Here is an 18,360-nt window from a genome sequence, read left to right on the forward strand (position 1 = left end):
CGTACTGCGGAATCCCCCACAGGCTACAGCGGCTCGACGCGTCCACCATTGACGTTGGAGGCACAGCACTCGATGAGCAGCACGACTGAAGCCGCCCCCGCACCGGCGGGGCGCACACGGTCGCTTTACCGGGGAGATCCCGGAATGTGGTCCTGGGTTCTGCACCGGATCACAGGTGTGGCCACATTCTTCTTCCTTTTCGTCCACGTTCTGGACACGGCACTCGTCCGGGTCAACCCCGAGACCTACGACAGTGTCATCGAAACCTACAAGAACCCGATCGTCGGCCTGATGGAGCTGGCGCTCGTGGCGATGGTTCTCTACCACGCGCTCAACGGCCTGCGTGTCATGCTCGTCGACTTCTGGTCGAAGGGACCGCAGTACCAGCGCGTGATGCTCTGGACGATCCTGGCGATCTGGTTCGTGGTGATGATCCCCGCGGCCGGACGCATCTTCTACAACATGTTTGCGGGGCACTGACATGAGTGAAGCGAAGACTCTCGGAACGGCCTACGACCGTCCGGCCGGCCTCGACAACCCGCGCTCGCCGCGTCGTCAGGCCAAGAACAACTTCGAGCTCTACGCCTGGCTGTTCATGCGTCTGTCCGGCCTCGCACTGATCATCCTCGTGCTCGGCCACCTGTTCATCATGCTGATGCTCGACGACGGCGTGCACCGCATCAACTTCGCGTTCGTCGCCGGTCGCTGGTCCAGCCCGTTCTGGCAGTTCTGGGACCTGTCGATGCTGTGGCTCGCGCAGCTGCACGGCGGCAACGGTCTGCGCACCGTCATCGCCGACTACTCGCGCAAGGACTCGACCCGTTTCTGGCTCAACACGATCCTCGCAGTGTCGATGATCCTGATCATGGGCCTGGGCACCTACGTGATCTTCACATTCGACCCCAACATCGTTGCGAGCTAGGGGAGCCAAGACTTCATGCAGGAACATCGTTATGACGTGGTCATCGTCGGTGCCGGCGGCGCCGGTATGCGCGCGGCCATCGAGGCCGGCCCCCGCGCCCGCACCGCGGTTCTGACCAAGCTCTACCCGACCCGCAGCCACACCGGTGCCGCGCAGGGCGGCATGTGTGCCGCGCTGGCCAACGTCGAAGAAGACAACTGGGAATGGCACACCTTCGACACCGTCAAGGGCGGCGACTACCTCGCCGACCAGGACGCCGTCGAGATCATGGCCAAGGAAGCCATCGACGCGGTGCTGGACCTGGAGAAGATGGGTCTCCCCTTCAACCGCACCCCCGAAGGCAAGATCGACCAGCGCCGCTTCGGTGGTCACACCCGTGACCACGGCAAGGCCCCGGTCCGTCGCGCGTGCTACGCCGCCGACCGCACCGGCCACATGATCCTGCAGACGCTGTACCAGAACTGCGTCAAGCACGACGTCGAGTTCTTCAACGAGTTCTACGCGCTGGACATCGCGCTGACCGAGACCGAGGACGGTCCCGTCGCCACCGGTGTCATCGCGTACGAGCTCGCGACCGGCGAGATCCACGTCTTCCACGCGAAGTCGATCGTGTTCGCCACCGGCGGTTCGGGCCGCATGTACAAGACGACGTCCAACGCGCACACCCTCACCGGTGACGGGCTGGGCATCATCTTCCGCAAGGGCCTGCCGCTCGAGGACATGGAGTTCCACCAGTTCCATCCGACGGGACTCGCGGGCCTCGGCATCCTCATCTCCGAGGCCGTCCGCGGTGAGGGCGGCATCCTCCGCAACGCCGACGGCGAGCGGTTCATGGAACGCTACGCCCCCACCATCAAGGACCTCGCGCCCCGCGACATCGTCGCCCGGTCGATGGTGCTCGAGGTGCTCGAAGGCCGCGGCGCCGGTCCGAACAAGGACTACGTCTACATCGACGTCACGCACCTCGGCGAGGACGTCCTCGAGGAGAAGCTCCCGGACATCACCGAGTTCGCGCGCACCTACCTCGGCGTCGACCCGGTCACCGAGCTCGTCCCGGTGTACCCGACCTGCCACTACGTGATGGGTGGTATCCCCACCAACGTCCAGGGCGAGGTCCTGCGCAACAACGACGAGATCGTCAAGGGCCTGTACGCCGCCGGCGAGTGCGCCTGCGTGTCCGTGCACGGCGCCAACCGCCTCGGCACCAACTCGCTGCTCGACATCAACGTGTTCGGCCGTCGCGCCGGCATCGCTGCCGCCGAGTACGCGAACAGCACCGAGTTCGTCGAGCTGCCCGAGAACCCCGCGACCTACGTCGAGGAGTGGCTCGACCGCATCCTCCACGCGGGCGGCAAGGAGCGCGTCGCCGACATCCGTCGCGACCTGCAGCAGTCGATGGACAACAACGCGTCGGTGTTCCGCACCGAGGAGACCCTCACCAAGGCCCTCGAGGACATCCACGATCTGAAGAAGCGCTACAAGAACATCACGGTTCACGACAAGGGCAAGCGCTACAACAGCGACCTGCTCGAGGCCGTCGAGCTCGGCTTCCTGCTCGAGATGGCCGAGGTCACCGTGGTCGGCGCCCTCAACCGGAAGGAATCGCGCGGCGGCCACGCTCGCGAGGACTACCCGAATCGTGACGACGCGAACTACATGAAGCACACCATGGCGTACAAGGTGGGCCAGGATCTGATCTCCGAAATCCGCCTGGATTACAAGCCGGTGGTCCAGACCCGGTACGAGCCGATGGAGCGGAAGTACTGATGACTACTCTCGAGAAGAACGACGCCGTCGCCGCGGAACTGCCTCCGGTTCCCGAGGGCGCCGTCATGGTCACCCTCAAGATCGCCCGGTTCAACCCCGAGGACGGCAAGGGTCAGCACTGGGATTCGTTCCAGGTGCCGGCGCTGCCCAGCGACCGCATGCTCAACCTGCTGCTGTACGTGAAGGGCTACCTCGACGGAACCCTCACCTTCCGCCGCAGTTGCGCGCACGGCGTGTGTGGCTCCGACGCGATGCGGATCAACGGTGTCAACCGCCTGGCCTGCAAGATCCTCATGAAGGACATGCTGCCCAAGGACGGCAAGCCGGTGACCATCACCGTCGAGCCGATCCGCGGCCTGCCGGTCGAGAAGGACCTGGTCGTCGACATGGAGCCGTTCTTCGACGCGTTCCGTGCCGTCAAGCCGTTCCTCATCACGACGGGCAACGAGCCGACCCGCGAGCGGATCCAGTCGCAGGCCGACCGCGCCCGCTTCGACGACACCACCAAGTGCATCCTGTGCGCGTGCTGCACCACGTCGTGCCCGGTGTACTGGAGCGACGGGTCGTACTTCGGCCCCGCCGCGATCGTCAACGCGCATCGGTTCATCTTCGACTCGCGTGACGAGGGTGCCGCCGAGCGTCTCGACATCCTCAACGACAAGGACGGCGTGTGGCGCTGCCGCACCACCTTCAACTGCACCGACGCGTGCCCCCGTGGCATCCAGGTGACGAAGGCGATCCAGGAGGTCAAGCGCGCGCTGCTGTTCGCTCGCTGACCCTCCCTGTCACAGGGAACTGCAACACGGAACGCGGGTCCGGCCCTTCGGGGGCCGGGCCCGCGTTCTGCGTTTCCGCGACGCTGTTCCGCCGGGCGGACTCAGCCGGGTACGACCACACCGCGGCCGAGGATGGTGCCTTCCCGCAGCCGCCGGTACGCCTCGGGCCCCTCGTCGAGAGTGAACGTCTCGGTGTGGATCTCGAGTCTGCCGGCGCGGGCGAGGGCGATCACCTCCATCAGCTCGGTGCGGGACCCCCAGTACGGCGTCACGACGGAGGCACCGAACGGTACGAGGAAGAACCCGACCTTCGCATGCGCGCCGGCGTGGATTCCGACGATCGAGATGTGCCCGTCGATCGCGACGACCTGCTGCGCCATGTCGATCGTCGACTGCGCGCCGACGAAGTCGAACACCGCGGTGGCGCCCTGCCCGCCGGTCAGTTCGCGGATCGCGGCGGCCGCACTCGCATCGGACCGGATCGCCACGTCGGCGCCCACCGTGCGGGCCAGTTCGAGACGGTCGTCGTCGACGTCCAGTGCAACGACCCGGGCCGCGCCGATCGCCCGCAGGATCTGGATCCCGACGTGACCGAGCCCGCCCACACCGACCACCACCGCGGTGGATCCGGGGCCCAGCAGCGGCAGCACCCGGTTGATCGCGTGGTACGGGGTCAGACCGGCGTCGGTCAGCGGAGCCGCCGCGACCGGGTCGAGATCACCGATGGGCACGAGGTGCCGGGCCGAATCGACGATCATGTATTCGGCCATGGAACCGGGAGAACCGAGCCCCGGCGGGGTGATCCCGAGGTCGGCGGCGCGCGTGCAGTAGTTCTCGTGGCCACGAGCGCAGGCGTGACAGGAACCGCAGCCCCACGGCCCGTACACGGCGACCGTGTCCCCGACCGCGACGCCGTCGACGCCCGCGCCGAGTTCGGCGACCGTGCCGACCCCCTCGTGGCCCAGCGTCAGCGGAAGCCCGTAGACGTATCCGTCCGCGGGCAGGTCCATCACGAAGATGTCGGAGTGGCACAGACCCGCGGCGGTGACCTTCAGCAGCACCTCCCCCGGGCCGGGGGACGGTGTGGGGATCTCGACGACGACCGGCTCCGCACCGATCTCGGTGTACTGAACGGCTTTCATGGACCCGACAGTACGGCCGATCCGCCACCGCGTCAGCCGATGTAACCGAATCGAATGATCTTGTTCACCGAAACCCGGTCCGTTCTGGGCGAACCGCGGTTATCGTGGAGGCGACGAACGGAGTCCCCGTGTCCGACAATCGCTCTCGATCTGCCTGCGCCCGGATCGTTGCCCTCGTCGCGTTCCTGTGCGCCGCCGTCACGGTCGCCCTGCCTCCGGCCGCGACCGCCGATACTCCCCTGTGCGCGTGGCGGTTCATGTCGAACGAGACGGTGCTGAACGTCGCGTTTCCGGACGTGAACGCCACCTACTGGGTCCTGCCCTATGCGCTGGGGCCGGGCGACTCGATCGAACTGTCCGGCACCTACCCGTACGCCCGGTACTTCTCGCTCAACACCTACGGCACGAACTTCGACACCGTGGATACGTTGCGCGACAACCAGATCGACCCCGACCCTGGCAGCAGCAATCCGTTCACGGACGCGTCGGCACGGACCCTCCCCCCTGTGCAACGCCAATGGCACGCCACCATCGTCACCGGCCCGGCCGACCACGCGCGCAACGAGATTCAGGCTCTGCCGGCCGGTCAGAGCACCCCGGTGGGTTTCCTGATCATCCGCGTCTACGTGCCCGACGACGCCGCCTCCCCCAGCGGCGGTGTGCCCCTGCCCGAGGCGACGATGCGGGTCGGTGGGGCGACCGTTCCGCGGCAGCCGTGCGAGCAGCCGTTCGACCCGAACTCCTACACGGGACCCGTCTCGCAGCTCGCGCAGGCAGGTTTCGATCAGGTCATCGCCGGTGCCGCGAGCGGCGCGTTCCCCGGCGACACACCGGAGACGGTGTTCGTGAACCCGGCCAGCTCGTCCGGTCTGTTTCCCAACGGGGACAACAAGTATCTCGGAACGGCACTGACCTACCAGCCGGGCAGGATCGTGGTCGTCCGCGGGAAGGCGCCGCTGTTCCCGGACACCCGCGCGGGTGTCCCGGCGACCGACCCGGATCAGCAGGTGCGGTATTGGTCGCTGTGCCAGAACGATCGGGTCTCGCCCTATCCGGTGGTGGCGTGCGGGGCCGACTTCGAGACCGCGCTCGACGAATCGGGCTACTACACCTACGCGGTCGCCGCGCCCGCCGATCTCACCTCGGTCGCCGATCCGACCGTGACGGTGCTGCCGTGGGGCGATACGACGGTACCGAAGAAGGTGCTGTTCCTGCGCTACATGCTGCCGACGCCGGCGTTCTACCCGCAGTCCATCCAGGCGTCCCAGGCGACCGGAGCCGACCCCGCGACGGTGATGGGACCGTACTATCCGACCGCCGTGTACTGCTCCGCGACGACCTTCGTCGCGGGAGGCTACGAGGCGTGCCAGGACGAGGCGGCGGGCTGATCCGCCGGCCCCTCGACTTCGCCGGTCATCTCCGGGCGCGTCGGCGCGACCCGAGCAGCGCGCCACCCAGAATGCCCGCGCCGAGGAGCGCGATGCTCCCCCGCACCCCGGGACCCTGGTGCACCTCGAGCCGCGGAGTGATCGTCGCCGATTCCGGCGCGGGCACGTGCGCCAAGGCCAGATTCTCCTTCTTCGACGCCGCCCACGCCGTACACAACAGCAGCAGCTTCGCCGTCAGGTTGGAGAAGATGAGCAGACCGAGGATCGGGCCGAAGGCGACGCCGGCGGGCCCGTTCAGCACGATCTCGAGATAGATCGACCCGGCCTGCTTGAGCACTTCGAATCCGATCGCGGCGATCAGACCGGCCTGCGCGGCGCTACGAAAGGTGACCGGTTCGCGGGGCAGCCGCGCGATCACCCACGTGAACACCGCCCAGGTCGCGCCCAGCGCGAAGACCAGCGCGGCGATCCGCAACGCGACGCCGATCCCGAGGAGGTTCTCCATGTTCAGCAGCGTGACGAGCCTGGACATGATCGGGCCGCTGCTCAGCGCCGACAACCCGAGCGAGACGAGCATGGCGAGACCGAGACCCAGCAGCGACGCCCCGTCCCGCAGTTTGGAGACCACGAAGTTGCCCTTGTCGCGCGGGTGGTCCCACATCGCGGTGAGGCCGTCACGCACGTTCGCCATCCAGCCGAGTCCCGCGTACGACGCGGTGAGCAGCCCGATCACGCCGACGGCGCCGCGCGAGTTGATCGCCGACGCGATCAGACTCTGCACGGTGTCACCGAGTTGCCCGGGGATGTTCTCGGCGATCGCGTCCTGGATCTGCTCGATCATCTCGGGTCGGCCGGCGAGCACGAAACCGGCGATCGAGAACGCCACCATGAGGATCGGCACGAGAGCCAGCACCGTGAAGTACGTGATACCGGCGGCGTAGTAGTCGCCTTTGTGCTCCTGGTAGCGCAGCCCGGTCCGGATCGTGTGGTCGAGCCAGGGATGGGCGGCACGCTGCCGATCGAGGAAACCGGGTTTCTTCTCGTCGCTCGCGCCGGCCATCCGTGACGCTCCTTCTACTTGCGGGGCAGGAATCCCACCTTGTCATAGACCTGGGCAAGTGTCCGGGAAGCGACGTCGCGCGCACGGTCCGCGCCGTTCGACAGGATCTTGAGCAGTTCGGTTTCGTCGGACAGGTACTCGTCGACCTTCGCCCGCAGCGGCGTCACGAACTCGGTGAGCACCGCGGCGGTGTCGTTCTTCAGATCGCCGTAGCCCTTGCCCTCGTATCCGGCGACGAGATCGTCGATGTCGCGGCCGGAGAGCGCCGACTGGATGGTGAGCAGGTTGCTCACGCCGGGCTTGGCCTCGCGGTCGAAGCGGATCTCCCGTTCGTTGTCGGTGACGGCCGACCTGATCTTCTTCGCGGACACCTTCGGGTCGTCGAGCAGGTTGATCAGGCCGGCCGCGGTCTCGGCCGACTTGCTCATCTTCGACGTCGGGTCCTGCAGGTCGTAGATCTTCGCGGTGCCCTTGACGATGTGCGGCTCGGGGACGACGAAGGTCTTGCCGTAGCGCTTGTTGAAACGCTGCGCGAGGTCGCGGGTCAATTCGAGGTGCTGGCGCTGATCCTCGCCGACCGGGACCTTCTGCGCGCGGTAGAGCAGGATGTCCGCGGCCATGAGCATCGGGTAGGTGAACAGGCCGACCCCGGCGTGCTCGGTGCCCTGCTTCGCGGACTTGTCCTTGAACTGCGTCATCCGGCTGGCCTCACCGAAGCCGGTCATGCAGGTCAGCACCCAGGACAGTTCGACGTGCTCGGGCACGTGGCTCTGCACGAACAGCACCGACTTCTCGGGGTCGATGCCCACGGCCAGGAGCTGCGCCGCCGAGACCAGCACCCGCTTGCGCAGCTCCTTCGGATTCTGCGGCACGGTGATCGCGTGCAGGTCGGGAATGAAGTAGTAGGCGTCGAACTCGTCCTGCATCGGAACCCACTGCTGCAGCGCACCGAGGAAGTTCCCGAGATGGAAGGAATCCGAGGTGGGCTGAATGCCGGACAGCACCCGAGGCCGGGCGGTCGGCGCGGTGGCGTTCTGATCTGCAGTGCTCGACATGCTCTCGATACTGTCACGCACCGGGTTCGGCGCTGCGACCGAGGTCGCCGTGTCCGGCCGCGGCGAATCGCTCGGCCACGGCGTCGGCGTGCTGCGGCGGAACCTGCAGGATCACCCGCAGCGGGATCTGCCCGAGCACCGCGACGAACCACGCCAGCTGGTCCGGTTCTCCTGTGAGCAGTTCGTGTGCGTCGAATACCAGTACCGACGGCGCGGCGGCCTCGCAGACCTCGGACAGGCACTCGTCGAACGCGTCCTTGTTCGCACCGAAGTAGTACGGGAACTGCAGCGCCGCGGCGAACTCGTCGAACAGCTGCCGGAGGGTCGTCATCTTCCGGCCGCGCAGGTGCACGACGCGCCCGTCCTGCCGCAGTTGTTCCTCGAGGTCCGCTGCCCCGGATCGGGTGGTCTCGAGCAGGGTCAGGTCGGCTCGCATCAGCACATCCTCGTGAACGACTCGTAGTGGTCGGCGGTGTACCACGCCGATCCGTCCGCACCGGTGACGATGCGTTCGGCGTCGCGGCTGCGCCCGGGCTTCTTCCGGTTGACGTCCCATTCCTGGTAGGCCGCCGGTCGCCCGTCGTCGCCGACGGTGGGCAGCTCGCCCTCGTAGTTGCCGAACCGGCGACCGCCCTGGGTGCCCGGGGCGTCGTCCGGTGGCCAGTCCCCCGCGTCGATGAGCTCGAGGGTGTCCCAGACGTAGTCGGGGATCGGACCTTCCGGCTCGCAGGTGACGGTGTCGCCGTTCGGCTGTGCCGTCCCGGACGGCTGTGCTGTCGAGGAGGGAACGGACAGCAGCGGCGCGACGGTCGTGCCGGTGTCGGTGCCCGCGGATCCGCAGGCCGTGACGAACAGGGCGACGATCGCGGACAGCAGCGCGAGCAGGGCCGCCTTGCAGTGCCGGTTCACCCGGTGCCGGATCATCGGAATTCGACCGTCACCGGCGCGTGGTCCGACCAGCGTTCGGCATATGTCGCGGCCCGTTCGACGCGGGCCGCGGTCACCCGGTCGGCGAGTGCCGGGGTCACCAGGTGGTAGTCGATCCGCCAGCCCGCGTCGGTGTCGAAGGCCTTGCCCCGGTACGACCACCACGAGTACGGGCCGGGGACATCGCCGTGGTGCTCGCGCACGACATCGCGCCACTGACCGGTCGCGAGGAGATCGCCGACCCATTCGCGTTCGTGCGGCAGGAACCCGGACTTGCGGATGTTGCCCTTCCAGTTCTTGATGTCCCGTTCCGTGTGCGCGATGTTCCAGTCGCCGCACACGAGCATGTGCCGGTCCGCCTCGACGACCTCGGCGGCGCGGTCCCCCAGGTAGGCGGCGAGCGACTTCATGAAGCGCTCCTTCTCGTCCTGCTTCGGGGTTTCCGCTTCGCCGGTCGGCAGGTAGAGGCTCCCGACCGTCAGGTCGCCGAAGTCGGCCTCGAGGTAGCGGCCGGTGTCGGCGAAGCTCTCGTCGCCGAAGCCGACGCGGACGGCGTCCGCGGGAACCCGGGACATGATCGCGACACCGGCCCGGCCCTTCGCGGAGGATTCGGCGCCGACGACCTGCCATCCGGCGGCGAGGGCGGGCGCGATCGCCGCGTGGAACTGCTTCTCGGTCGCGCGGACCTCCTGCAGGCACACGATGTCCGCGGCCGACCCCGCGAGCCATTCGAGCAGGCCCTTGGTGGCCGCGGCGCGCACGCCGTTGACGTTGACGGTGGTGATGATGCGAGGCACGCCGGTCACCGTATCCGACGCAGTCGACGGATCCGGTCCGGTGGGAGGGTGTCGAGGCGGACGGAGAATGTGAGGACCGCGACCCCTGCGAGCGCGAGTACGGCTCCGACCGCGGCGGGCGCCGTATAGCCGAACCCGGCGGCGATGACGAGGCCACCCAGCCACGCGCCCAGCGCATTCGCGGCATTGAGCGCGGCGTGGTTCAGGGACGCGGCGAGGGATTGGGCGTCGGCGGCGACGTCCATGAGGCGGGTCTGCAGCCCCGGGATCAGTGAGGCGTTGGTCGCGCCGATGAGGAATAGCAGCACGAACGCCGCGACCGGATGGTGAGCGCCGGCGACGAACAGGCCGAGCAGCGCGGCGTAGACGAGCATGCCGCCGATCAGGCCGGGAATCAGCGCACGGTCGGCGATGCGACCGCCGGCGAGACTGCCCGCAACCATGCCCGCGCCGTACACGGCCAGCCCGATCGGGACCGTCGAGCGGGCGACGCCGGTGACGTCGGTGAGGGTGGTCGCCAGGTAGGTGTAGACGGCGAAGCACCCGGCGAAACCGACGGTCGCGACGATCAACGTAAGCCACACCTGCCGTCGCCGCAGCGCACCGAGTTCGGTGATCGGGTTGGTGGCGGGCATCGAGACCTTCGGTATCCAGGCGGTGATGGCCGCGACGGTCGCGGCGCCGATGACGACCACGAGGCCGAACGCCGTCCGCCAGCCGAGGGCCTGCCCGAGCCACGACGCAGCGGGCACACCGACGACGTTGGCGACGGACAGGCCCAGCATCACCTGGGCGACGGCCCGGGCGCGGCGCCGGGGACCGGCGAGGTGCGCGGCGACCAGCGCGGCCACCCCGAAGTAGGCCCCGTGCGGCAGGCCGGCGAGGAAACGGGCCGCGACGAGGAGCCCGTAGCCCGAGGCCGTGACCGAGGCGGCGTTGCCGAGCGTGAAGACCGCCATCAGGGCGGCGAGCAGCGTCTTACGGGGCATTCGGGCGGCGAGCACCGCGAACAGCGGTGCGCCGACGACGACGCCGAGCGCATACGCGGAGATGGTGTGGCCGGCGGTGGGCTCGGTGATACCGAGGTCGGCGGCGATTTCGGGGAGCAGTCCCATCGCGACGTATTCGGTGGTGCCGATTCCGAAGCCACCCAGCGCCAGCGCGAACACCGCGAGGGCGCGGCTGCGGACGGTTCCGGACCCGGTGGGTGGGTGCGCGATGTCGGTGAGAGTCACGGGTGTCCATTGTCCCGTGCGCGGCGGCGAGGTCACCGGTGCGGCCCCGTGACTTCACTCACCCGGCACTCACCCCGGAACTTCGGGTGGGCAAACAGCTGCAGCCTCTTGGCAATCGCCGAAATGCCCTTAAACTGTTGACGAAACAAGAACTGATTCCTGTCCGGTTCACCGAGATCGTCGGTTCGAGCCGAAACCGAAAGGGCAACGCATGGCCGACGCGCTCGATGAATTCTTTGTCGAGGACGTCGAGCGCAGCGACGGCTCCGGCTCGAAGTCGCTCAATCTCGACAACAATCCGACGGTCCTTCTGGTGTGGGCCGCCAACAGTTTCAACCGGAGCGCCTCCCGGCACTACCAGAACAAATTCGGCATCAGCGCGATGGAATGGCGAATGCTGGTGATGCTGTGCAAGGAACCGGATGTCCCGGTGACCGCGGCCAGCCCCGCGGTCGGCTACGACAAGGGTGCCGTGAGCCGCGCGTTGAGCAAGCTCGAGAAGCTCGGCCTGGCCGAGGCGATAGCGAACGGCACGAATCCGCGGAGCCGCCTGTGGCATCTGACGCCGGAGGGATACGAGCTCCACGACCGCATGCTCGAGGATGTGCTCGCTCGCCAGAAGCAGGTGCTGTCGGGCTTCACACCGCGGGAGATCAAGAAGTTCAACGAAATGCTGCGGCGCTTCCGCGAGAACCTGGACGGGCTGAGCGAATAGACGGACCGCCGAAAAGCAGATCGGCCCGGGCACCGTATCGGTACCCGGGCCGAGCAGTGCTCGCCGGCGGCTCAGCGCCGAATCGCGTTCGGCACCACGCCGTCCGGCTTCGAGACGAACGAACCCGTGATGTCGAGCTGCGGACCCATCCAGTCCATCGCCCGGGCCTGGAAGTTGTTGATGGCGTGGGTCTGCGTGGCCATCAGGTCCGTGAGGTACCGCCCGAACGGCCGGGTGTTGTAGATACCGGTGCCACCCGCGACGCGGTACAGCTCGGTGCCGTACCGGGCGGCGCGCGCGGGGATGTACGCCGACTGGAACCGGAACTCCTCGAGCCGCTCGGGCGAAACCGCGGCACCGCCGGTCGCTTCGGCGATCACCGCACCGTAGTTCGCGTACAGCCGTCCCTTCGCCTCCGAGATGAACGAGTACGCCTCGGCGAGTGCGAGGGCAGCAGCAGGATCGACACCCTTGCGTCCCTTGCTCCGGATGAAGTCGGCCAGGGCGTCGGCCATGCCCTTCAGTGCGCCGAGCGCGGTGGGAGCCTGGGTGGCGCGGGAGAAGACCTGGAAGAACGGGAGCTTGAACAGCAGCCCGTCGTTGAGCGCGAGCCCCGGTGCCGTTCCGTCGTGCACCTCGTTCCAGGTCAGGCTGCGGTGGTCGGGGACGAAGGCGTTCTCGACCACGATGTCGTTGCTACCCGTAGCGCGCAGGCCCGAGACGTCCCAGTTGTGGACGATCTCGTAGTCCTTGCGCGGGAGCAGCAGCACGTGGCTGCCCAGCGGTCCGGGTCCGGGGGTCGGCTCGCCTTCGACGTTCGCGCCGAGCAGCGCCCATTCGCAGTAGTCGCTGCCCGACGAGAACGACCAGCGGCCGGACAGGAGGTAGCCGCCGTCCACCCGCTTCGCGGTCTGCGGCGCGTACGGCGAACTGACCAGCGTGGTGTGGTCCGTCGACCAGACGTCCGACTGGGCACGCTCGTCGAAGAAGCCGAGGTGGAAGTGGTGGATGGCGACCACGCCCAGGACCCAGCCGACGGACGGATCTCCCTCCGCGAGAATCGAAGTCACCTCGAACGATTCGATCGGCGACAGTTCGAAACCGCCGTGGGAACGCGGCTGCAGCATCTGGAAGAACCCTGCCCGCTGCATGTCCTCGATCGTCTCCGGCAGGATGCGGTCCTGCTGCGCCTGGCGTGCCGCGCGCTCCTTCAGCGTCGGAACGAGGTCGCGGGCACGTTGCACCAGCGGCGAGGACGTGAAGTCGCCGACCAGGAATTCGTGGATCCGGCCGATCGGGTCGTCCCAGACGAAGGATGCGGTGCGTGGTGCGAGGGTCTCGGTCATTGCTCGGTCCTTTCTGTGGCCACCGTCGGTCACGCTGACCGGTTCGACGGGTGGCTGCGCGTCGTCACCGACGACGGTGCGGGCTTACTGTTCGGCGGTTACGAGGTCGACTTCGCAGGCGCGGTCGCGGAGCGTGGCGTCCGCGCGCAACCGGTGTTTCGCGACCTTTCCGGTGGGGGTGAGAGGCATGTCGTCGGTGAACACGACGTAGCGCGGTCGCTTGATCCGGGCCAGTCGTGTGCTGCAGAAGTCGGCGACTTCCTGTTCTGTCAGTTGCGAATCCGTTCGCCTGGTCACCACGAGCAGGATGTCGTCGTCACCCATTTCGGAGGGCACGCCGACAGCCGCGGCGAGCACGATCTCCGGATGCTCGGCAACGACCCGGTCGAGTTCGGCGCCGGAGATGTTCTCCCCGCGCCGGCGGATGATGTCCTTCTTGCGGGCGACGAAGTAGAACCACCCGTCCTCGTCGCGGCGGACGAGGTCGCCGGTCTTGAACCAGCCGCCGTCGAAGGAATCGGCGGTCTGCTCGGGTTCACGGAAGTAGCCGAGCATCACGATGGGCGTGTTCACCCACAGTTCGCCGACCGTTCCGTCGGGGACGTCGGCGCCGTTGTCGTCGACGATCCGGCACTTGGCCCACGGCCGCGCGGGATCGGGATGCCGGCACAACCGGCCCATGCTGCCCTTCGGAGTCTCGCCGTCGTAGGGGGTGCTCAGGATGCCGGGGATCTCCGTCATGCCGTAGCCGCCCACCAGGTGCGGCACACCGAACCGGTCGCGGAAGGCCTGCATGCTCGCCTGCCGGATCCCGTAGATCTTGCGCAGCCCGTGCTCGGAAACGTACTCGCTCTCGGGTCGGTTGAGCAGGATCGCGCTGATCGCCTCGATCATGTTGACCTGCGTCGCGCACAGCGTCGTCACGGTCGTCCAGAAGTTCGACGCCGAGAACTTCGGCTCCACCAGCAGCGTCGCGCCCGCGGCGAGCGCGCCCGCCACCGAGTAGAGCAGTCCGTTGACGTGGAAGAGCGGAAGGATCGCCAGGACCCGGTCGTGCGGCTGCAGCTGCACCCGTTCCACGAAGCTCTCCCCCGCGGCGATCACGCTCTGCTGAGAGTGCAGGACGCCCTTGGGGAAACCGGTGGTTCCGGAGGTGTAGATCATCACGCACGGCGCCTCCGGGTCGCCACCGAGCGTCATCGGCTCTGCGGTGAGCAGGTGCTCGCCGAGCCGTTCGATCCAGACGTCCTCGTCGACCTCGGCGCGCGCCGCCTCGGCGGTCGCTGCGGCGACCTCGTCGCAGAGGACGGCCCGGGCACCCGACTGGCGCAGGACGTAGGCCGCCTCCTCCACCTTGAAATCCGGGTTGACGGGGACGAACACGGCACCGAGCCCCGCGGCGGCGAGCAACGCGAGCACGTGCCAGTCGCTGTTGCGGCCCATGACGAGCACGCGGTCGCCGGCGACGACACCGCGGCCGTGCAGGTAGGCGGCCAGACGGCCGGCCGCGTCCAGGGCCTGCGCCCAGGACCGGGACCGCTCGCCGCACACGAGCATCTCGCGCCCGGAATCGGTCTCGGCGCGGCTGCGGACGAGATCGGCCAGGGTTCCGTCGTGCTCGCGATAGAGCGCCAGCACCTCGGCCGAGGAGTACCGATCGGTCGACGCGGCGGTCATGCCTGCGTCTCCTCGGGTGCCGAGTACGGGATGCCTTCCCGGGTGAGCTGCCAGATCTTCCGCGCGGAGGGCTCGTTGAACTCCTCGACCACGTGACCGAGCAGACCGCCGGCGCGCGAGACCACGGCCATGCCGCGGCCCGCCTTCAGCGGGATTCCGATCTCCAGGAACAGCGCGGCGATCATGCCGGTGGCGTTGATGGTCAGGTGCCGGCCACCGCGGGCGGCGTCGACCTCGCGGCTCAGCGTCAGGAGCAGATCGACGTAGCGGCCCTTGAGCCCGTTCTCCTCGGCGACACGCAGCAGCTTGATCGAGCGCGGATCGTCCGGCTTGTGCAGGCGGTGCCCGAATCCCGGGACCGGCCGCTTGGTGCCGACATACTCCTCGGCGACCCGCTTGCAGTACACGTCCGGGTCCTCACCGCTGCGGATGCCTTCGGCGAGGATTTCCGCGCAGCCTTCCATGGTGCCGGCGAAGACCGGGCCGACGGAGAGCAGACCGGCGGCCATCGCGACCTGCACGTCGTCGGGGACGCTGTCCGCGACCAGGCGGGTGACGATCGAGGTCGGGACCCAGCCGTGTTCCATCAAGGTGACCAGGCAGGCGTCGAGGACACGCGCCTCGGCGGTGGACGGCATCCGCCCGACGGACAGGAAGTAGATCATCTCGGTGAAGGTGCGCTCGCCGATGAGCTCCTCGCACAGGTCCTTGCCGCGGACGGTGACCGACTTCTCGTCGGAGGTCGCGATGTGTGTCACTGCCTGGGTCACTTGACTTCTCCCGTGTTCGTCGCGGCTGCGCCGTCGACCAGTTCGTCATGGTGCGCGTCGAGCGCCGGAGCCTCGGTGCCGAAGCCTGCCCGGGCACCGTTGATGCTCAGCGGCAGTCCGGTGAGCTTGAGCCGCTCGTCGTCGGTGTCGAGGATCATCTGCATCGCCGCGGTCTGCGGGTGCTCGAGGACCTGCGGGATCGAATTGATCGGTGCGCAGGGCACTCCCGCCGCCTCGAGGCGCTCGATCCACTCCGCGACGGTGGCACCGGCGACGATCTCGGAGATCAGCGGCAGGAGCGTGGGACGGTTCTCCGTGCGGGCCGCGTTGGTCGTGAAGCGCGGATCTTCGGGCCACTCCGGATGGCCCAGTGCCCCGGCCAGTTTGGCGAACAGTCGGTCGTTGCCGGCCGCGATGATGAACGGGCCGTCCGACGCCTCGAACGCCCCGTAGGGCGTGAGCGAGTTGTGGCCGGTGCCCACGCGCGGCGGAATCTTGCCCGTGGCACCGTAATCGGCGATGTGGCGACCTGCCCAGTTGACGGCGGTCTCCAGCAGGGAGGTCTTGACCTCGCTGCCCAGTCCGGTGACCTGACGCTGCAGGAGTGCCGAGAGCACACCGATGACCGACCACATGCCGGTGCCGAGGTCGACCACCGAGGGGCCGACCCGCGAGGGCGGTCCGCTCGGGTCACCGTTGATGGCGACCATGCCCGAAAAGGCCTGCAGGAGAGGCTCGTAGCCGGGACGGTCGGCCATCGGGCCGGCGTGACCGAAGGCCGACATCCCGCAGTAGATCAGCCGCGGGTTCACGGCCATGAGCGTGTCGGCGTCGGCCTTGAGCTTCTTGTCGACGCCGGGGCGCAGGTTGTGGACGAAGACGTCGGCATCGCGGATGAGATCGAGGAACGCCTTGTAGTCGTTCTCGTCATCGAGGGAGAGAACCACGGACTTCTTGTTGCGGTTCATCATGTGGAAGCTCACCGAGCTGTCCCCCACGAACGGCGGGCCCCATCCGCGGGCGTCGTCACCGCCGGGCTTCTCGACCTTGACGACGTCGGCGCCCAGGTCACCGAGGATCAACGAAGCGTACGGAGCGGCCAGGTTCTGGCCCATCTCCACGACTTTCAGTCCCGGAAGCATTCCGAGCGGACTTCCCGCTTCCTTGCTCTGCTGAATCTCCACAGCTTCCTCCTACGACTTGCGGCCCGGGCGCCGACGCATTGCACGACCCCGTCACAAGTTGTTGTTTTGTCAACACGCATCTTGTCGAGAGAGTTGTTGAGTTGTCAACACCACATTTGCGATGGATGTGGCTCGACGCCACAGGGTCGGCCCTTCCGCAGGCCTGCCGGAAAACGGCACGCCGGCGCCGGCGACGGGACCCGAGGTCCACGCCGCCGACGCCGGCCGTGCTTCGTGAACTGCCGCTGCACTCAGTGGGTGGGCAGCGGCTCCTTGGAGCGCTCGGGGATGAGGAACGCGGCGATCAGGCTGAGCAGGGCCATGCCCATCAGGTACGGAGCGACTGCCATGACCGAGCCGAAGCTCTTGGTCAGCGCCTCGGCGATCGTGGGAGCGAAGGCTCCACCGAGCACGGCACCGACCGCATAGGACAGCGACACCCCGGAGAGCCGGATCTTCGCCGGGAACATCTCGGCGAACAGAGCCGACTGCGGTCCGTAGGTCAGACCCAGCGGCGCCGCCAGCGTCAGCAGCGCCACGCCGGTACCGAGCTCGGAACCCCCGCTGAGGAGCCAGAACTGCGGCACGAGCATCACGAACAGCAGGAAGTAGCCCGTGCGGTAGACGACCCGGCGACCGGCGCGATCACTCCACCACGCCCCGAGGTAGGTGCACGCGATCCACACCGCGCTGGCCGCGACGAGCCACATCAGCACGTGGTTGCGGGGCAGGTCGTGTGTCTTGGTGGAGTACGCGAGAACGAAACCACCGACGATCATGTACCCGGCGGCGATGTTGCCCACGAGCGTGCCGGCCGCGAGGAAGACCTTGCCGGAGTGGTTGCCGAGAAGCTCCCGCAGCGGGGTCTTCGCCGTGGCGTTCGATTCCTCGAGCTGCGCGAAGATCGGCGACTCGGAAACCCTGGACCGCACGAAGTGACCCACGAGGACCAGCACCACCGAGAACAGGAACGGCAGACGCCAGCCCCAGGAGTCGAACGCTTCCTTGCCCAGCACGCCGTTGAGGACGGCCATCACGATGATCGCCAGCATCATGCCGAGCGGCATGCCCATCTGGGGGAAGGAGCCCATGCGCCCGCGGCGACCGGGTTCGGCGTGCTCGACGGCGAGCATCGCCGCGCCACCCCACTCGCCGCCCGCGGAGAGCCCCTGGAGGCACCGCAGCAGAATGAGCAAGATCGGAGCCGCGATACCGATCGACGCGGCCGTCGGCAGCAGACCGACCAGGACGGTCGATACACCCATCAGGGCCAGCGTGAGCACCAGCACGAGGCGGCGGCCGTAACGGTCACCGAGGTATCCGCTGATGATCGCCCCGAGTGGCCGGAACACGAAACTCACGCCGGTGGTCGCCAGCGCGGTGAGCTGGCTCCACTCGCCGAGACCGCTGAAGAACAGATTGCCGAAGAGCAGGGCAGCGACCTGCGCGTAGACAAGAAAGTCGTACCACTCGACCGTGGTGCCGACGAGCGTCGCATACGCGACGCGTCGCCGTTCCCGGTCCATGCCTGCCGGCGCAGTGCTACCCGCCGACGCGAAAGCTTCGGCGAGTTCAGGAGTCCGATTCGCTCCCATAGGA

Annotated in this window: 18 protein-coding genes; 6 read left to right on the forward strand and 12 right to left on the reverse strand. The window is 67.8% G+C overall.

The genetic code is table 11. The features are described 5' to 3' along the window. The first annotated feature begins 72 nt into the window (after window positions 1–72). The 4 genes from sdhC to ACWDTS_RS08210 are packed head-to-tail and all read left to right on the forward strand — an operon-like array spanning window position 73 to window position 3,465. The gene (gene sdhC, locus ACWDTS_RS08195; RefSeq protein ID WP_282581764.1) at window positions 73–480 is read left to right on the forward strand and encodes a succinate dehydrogenase, cytochrome b556 subunit; all 408 of its coding nucleotides are present in this window, start codon (window positions 73–75) and stop codon (window positions 478–480) included. 1 nt (window position 481) lies between these two features. Beyond that, the gene (locus ACWDTS_RS08200; RefSeq protein ID WP_450117934.1) at window positions 482–922 is read left to right on the forward strand and encodes a succinate dehydrogenase hydrophobic membrane anchor subunit; all 441 of its coding nucleotides are present in this window, start codon (window positions 482–484) and stop codon (window positions 920–922) included. A gap of 15 nt (window positions 923–937) precedes the next feature. Next, window positions 938–2,689 carry a succinate dehydrogenase flavoprotein subunit gene (sdhA, locus tag ACWDTS_RS08205; protein ID WP_197254988.1) on the forward strand — a complete coding sequence of 584 codons (1,752 nt, stop codon included), beginning with the start codon at window positions 938–940 and terminating at the stop codon, window positions 2,687–2,689. Further along, the gene (locus tag ACWDTS_RS08210; protein ID WP_197254990.1) at window positions 2,689–3,465 is read left to right on the forward strand and encodes a succinate dehydrogenase iron-sulfur subunit; all 777 of its coding nucleotides are present in this window, start codon (window positions 2,689–2,691) and stop codon (window positions 3,463–3,465) included. The genes sdhA and ACWDTS_RS08210 overlap by 1 nt, the downstream gene beginning before the upstream one ends. A 101-nt stretch (window positions 3,466–3,566) precedes the next feature. On the opposite strand, the gene ACWDTS_RS08215 is transcribed toward ACWDTS_RS08210, so the two are convergent. After that, entirely contained in the window at window positions 3,567–4,607 is a 1,041-nt protein-coding gene (locus ACWDTS_RS08215) for an NAD(P)-dependent alcohol dehydrogenase (RefSeq protein ID WP_450117935.1), read from the reverse strand. 185 nt (window positions 4,608–4,792) lie between these two features. Between ACWDTS_RS08215 and ACWDTS_RS08220 the strand changes: the two genes are divergently transcribed. Further along, the gene (locus ACWDTS_RS08220; RefSeq protein WP_231611257.1) at window positions 4,793–5,995 is read left to right on the forward strand and encodes a hypothetical protein; all 1,203 of its coding nucleotides are present in this window, start codon (window positions 4,793–4,795) and stop codon (window positions 5,993–5,995) included. Window positions 5,996–6,020: 25 nt separating this feature from the next. Here the strand turns inward: ACWDTS_RS08220 and yhjD are convergent, their stop codons facing one another. Genes yhjD through ACWDTS_RS08250 form a run of 6 tightly spaced genes read right to left on the reverse strand, consistent with a single transcriptional unit; the run spans window position 6,021 to window position 11,069 of the window. Next, entirely contained in the window at window positions 6,021–7,055 is a 1,035-nt protein-coding gene (gene yhjD, locus ACWDTS_RS08225; RefSeq protein ID WP_197254994.1) for an inner membrane protein YhjD, read from the reverse strand. Window positions 7,056–7,069: 14 nt separating this feature from the next. Then, window positions 7,070–8,110, reverse strand: a complete 1,041-nt coding sequence (trpS, locus tag ACWDTS_RS08230) for a tryptophan--tRNA ligase (RefSeq protein WP_450108669.1) — start codon at window positions 8,108–8,110, stop codon at window positions 7,070–7,072. A 13-nt stretch (window positions 8,111–8,123) separates the two neighbouring features. Further along, complete coding sequence (locus ACWDTS_RS08235; RefSeq protein WP_450108670.1) at window positions 8,124–8,546, reverse strand: barstar family protein; 423 nt, start codon at window positions 8,544–8,546, stop codon at window positions 8,124–8,126. Next, window positions 8,546–9,034, reverse strand: coding sequence for a ribonuclease domain-containing protein (locus tag ACWDTS_RS08240; protein ID WP_197255000.1), 489 nt, complete (start codon window positions 9,032–9,034; stop codon window positions 8,546–8,548). Before ACWDTS_RS08240 ends, ACWDTS_RS08235 begins: the two co-directional genes overlap by 1 nt. Continuing rightward, on the reverse strand, window positions 9,031–9,834 hold the full coding sequence (locus ACWDTS_RS08245) for an exodeoxyribonuclease III (protein WP_450108671.1): 804 nt from the start codon (window positions 9,832–9,834) through the stop codon (window positions 9,031–9,033). Before ACWDTS_RS08245 ends, ACWDTS_RS08240 begins: the two co-directional genes overlap by 4 nt. A 5-nt stretch (window positions 9,835–9,839) precedes the next feature. Beyond that, on the reverse strand, window positions 9,840–11,069 hold the full coding sequence (locus tag ACWDTS_RS08250; RefSeq protein ID WP_450108672.1) for an MFS transporter: 1,230 nt from the start codon (window positions 11,067–11,069) through the stop codon (window positions 9,840–9,842). A 211-nt stretch (window positions 11,070–11,280) separates the two neighbouring features. On the opposite strand from ACWDTS_RS08250, the gene ACWDTS_RS08255 reads away from it, so the two are divergent. After that, window positions 11,281–11,784, forward strand: coding sequence for a MarR family winged helix-turn-helix transcriptional regulator (locus ACWDTS_RS08255; protein ID WP_248673198.1), 504 nt, complete (start codon window positions 11,281–11,283; stop codon window positions 11,782–11,784). Between the two features lie 71 nt (window positions 11,785–11,855). Here the strand turns inward: ACWDTS_RS08255 and ACWDTS_RS08260 are convergent, their stop codons facing one another. The 5 genes from ACWDTS_RS08260 to ACWDTS_RS08280 form a co-directional block, all read right to left on the reverse strand. Beyond that, window positions 11,856–13,130, reverse strand: a complete 1,275-nt coding sequence (locus ACWDTS_RS08260) for an acyl-CoA dehydrogenase family protein (RefSeq protein WP_450108673.1) — start codon at window positions 13,128–13,130, stop codon at window positions 11,856–11,858. A gap of 84 nt (window positions 13,131–13,214) precedes the next feature. Next, on the reverse strand, window positions 13,215–14,807 hold the full coding sequence (locus ACWDTS_RS08265) for a class I adenylate-forming enzyme family protein (RefSeq protein WP_450108674.1): 1,593 nt from the start codon (window positions 14,805–14,807) through the stop codon (window positions 13,215–13,217). Further along, the gene (locus ACWDTS_RS08270; protein WP_450108675.1) at window positions 14,804–15,577 is read right to left on the reverse strand and encodes a citryl-CoA lyase; all 774 of its coding nucleotides are present in this window, start codon (window positions 15,575–15,577) and stop codon (window positions 14,804–14,806) included. The genes ACWDTS_RS08265 and ACWDTS_RS08270 overlap by 4 nt, the downstream gene beginning before the upstream one ends. Next, the gene (locus ACWDTS_RS08275; RefSeq protein ID WP_450108676.1) at window positions 15,574–16,761 is read right to left on the reverse strand and encodes a CaiB/BaiF CoA transferase family protein; all 1,188 of its coding nucleotides are present in this window, start codon (window positions 16,759–16,761) and stop codon (window positions 15,574–15,576) included. Before ACWDTS_RS08275 ends, ACWDTS_RS08270 begins: the two co-directional genes overlap by 4 nt. A 251-nt stretch (window positions 16,762–17,012) precedes the next feature. Next, entirely contained in the window at window positions 17,013–18,356 is a 1,344-nt protein-coding gene (locus ACWDTS_RS08280; RefSeq protein ID WP_420750625.1) for an MFS transporter, read from the reverse strand. Between the last annotated feature and the right edge of the window lie 4 nt (window positions 18,357–18,360).

This window comes from Rhodococcus sp. NPDC003383 (assembly GCF_053589115.1).

Excerpts from the sequence above, each read along its gene's own strand:
- yhjD (WP_197254994.1), bottom strand. The coding sequence starts at position 7,055 with ATGGCCGGCGCGAGCGACGAGAAGAAACCCGGTTTCCTCGATCGGCAG.
- ACWDTS_RS08215 (WP_450117935.1), bottom strand. The coding sequence starts at position 4,607 with ATGAAAGCCGTTCAGTACACCGAGATCGGTGCGGAGCCGGTCGTCGTC.
- ACWDTS_RS08260 (WP_450108673.1), bottom strand. The coding sequence starts at position 13,130 with ATGACCGAGACCCTCGCACCACGCACCGCATCCTTCGTCTGGGACGAC.
- sdhA (WP_197254988.1), top strand. The coding sequence starts at position 938 with ATGCAGGAACATCGTTATGACGTGGTCATCGTCGGTGCCGGCGGCGCC.
- trpS (WP_450108669.1), bottom strand. The coding sequence starts at position 8,110 with ATGTCGAGCACTGCAGATCAGAACGCCACCGCGCCGACCGCCCGGCCT.
- ACWDTS_RS08235 (WP_450108670.1), bottom strand. The coding sequence starts at position 8,546 with ATGCGAGCCGACCTGACCCTGCTCGAGACCACCCGATCCGGGGCAGCG.
- ACWDTS_RS08210 (WP_197254990.1), top strand. The coding sequence starts at position 2,689 with ATGACTACTCTCGAGAAGAACGACGCCGTCGCCGCGGAACTGCCTCCG.
- ACWDTS_RS08240 (WP_197255000.1), bottom strand. The coding sequence starts at position 9,034 with ATGATCCGGCACCGGGTGAACCGGCACTGCAAGGCGGCCCTGCTCGCG.
- ACWDTS_RS08265 (WP_450108674.1), bottom strand. The coding sequence starts at position 14,807 with ATGACCGCCGCGTCGACCGATCGGTACTCCTCGGCCGAGGTGCTGGCG.
- sdhC (WP_282581764.1), top strand. The coding sequence starts at position 73 with ATGAGCAGCACGACTGAAGCCGCCCCCGCACCGGCGGGGCGCACACGG.
- ACWDTS_RS08255 (WP_248673198.1), top strand. The coding sequence starts at position 11,281 with ATGGCCGACGCGCTCGATGAATTCTTTGTCGAGGACGTCGAGCGCAGC.
- ACWDTS_RS08280 (WP_420750625.1), bottom strand. The coding sequence starts at position 18,356 with ATGGGAGCGAATCGGACTCCTGAACTCGCCGAAGCTTTCGCGTCGGCG.
- ACWDTS_RS08200 (WP_450117934.1), top strand. The coding sequence starts at position 482 with ATGAGTGAAGCGAAGACTCTCGGAACGGCCTACGACCGTCCGGCCGGC.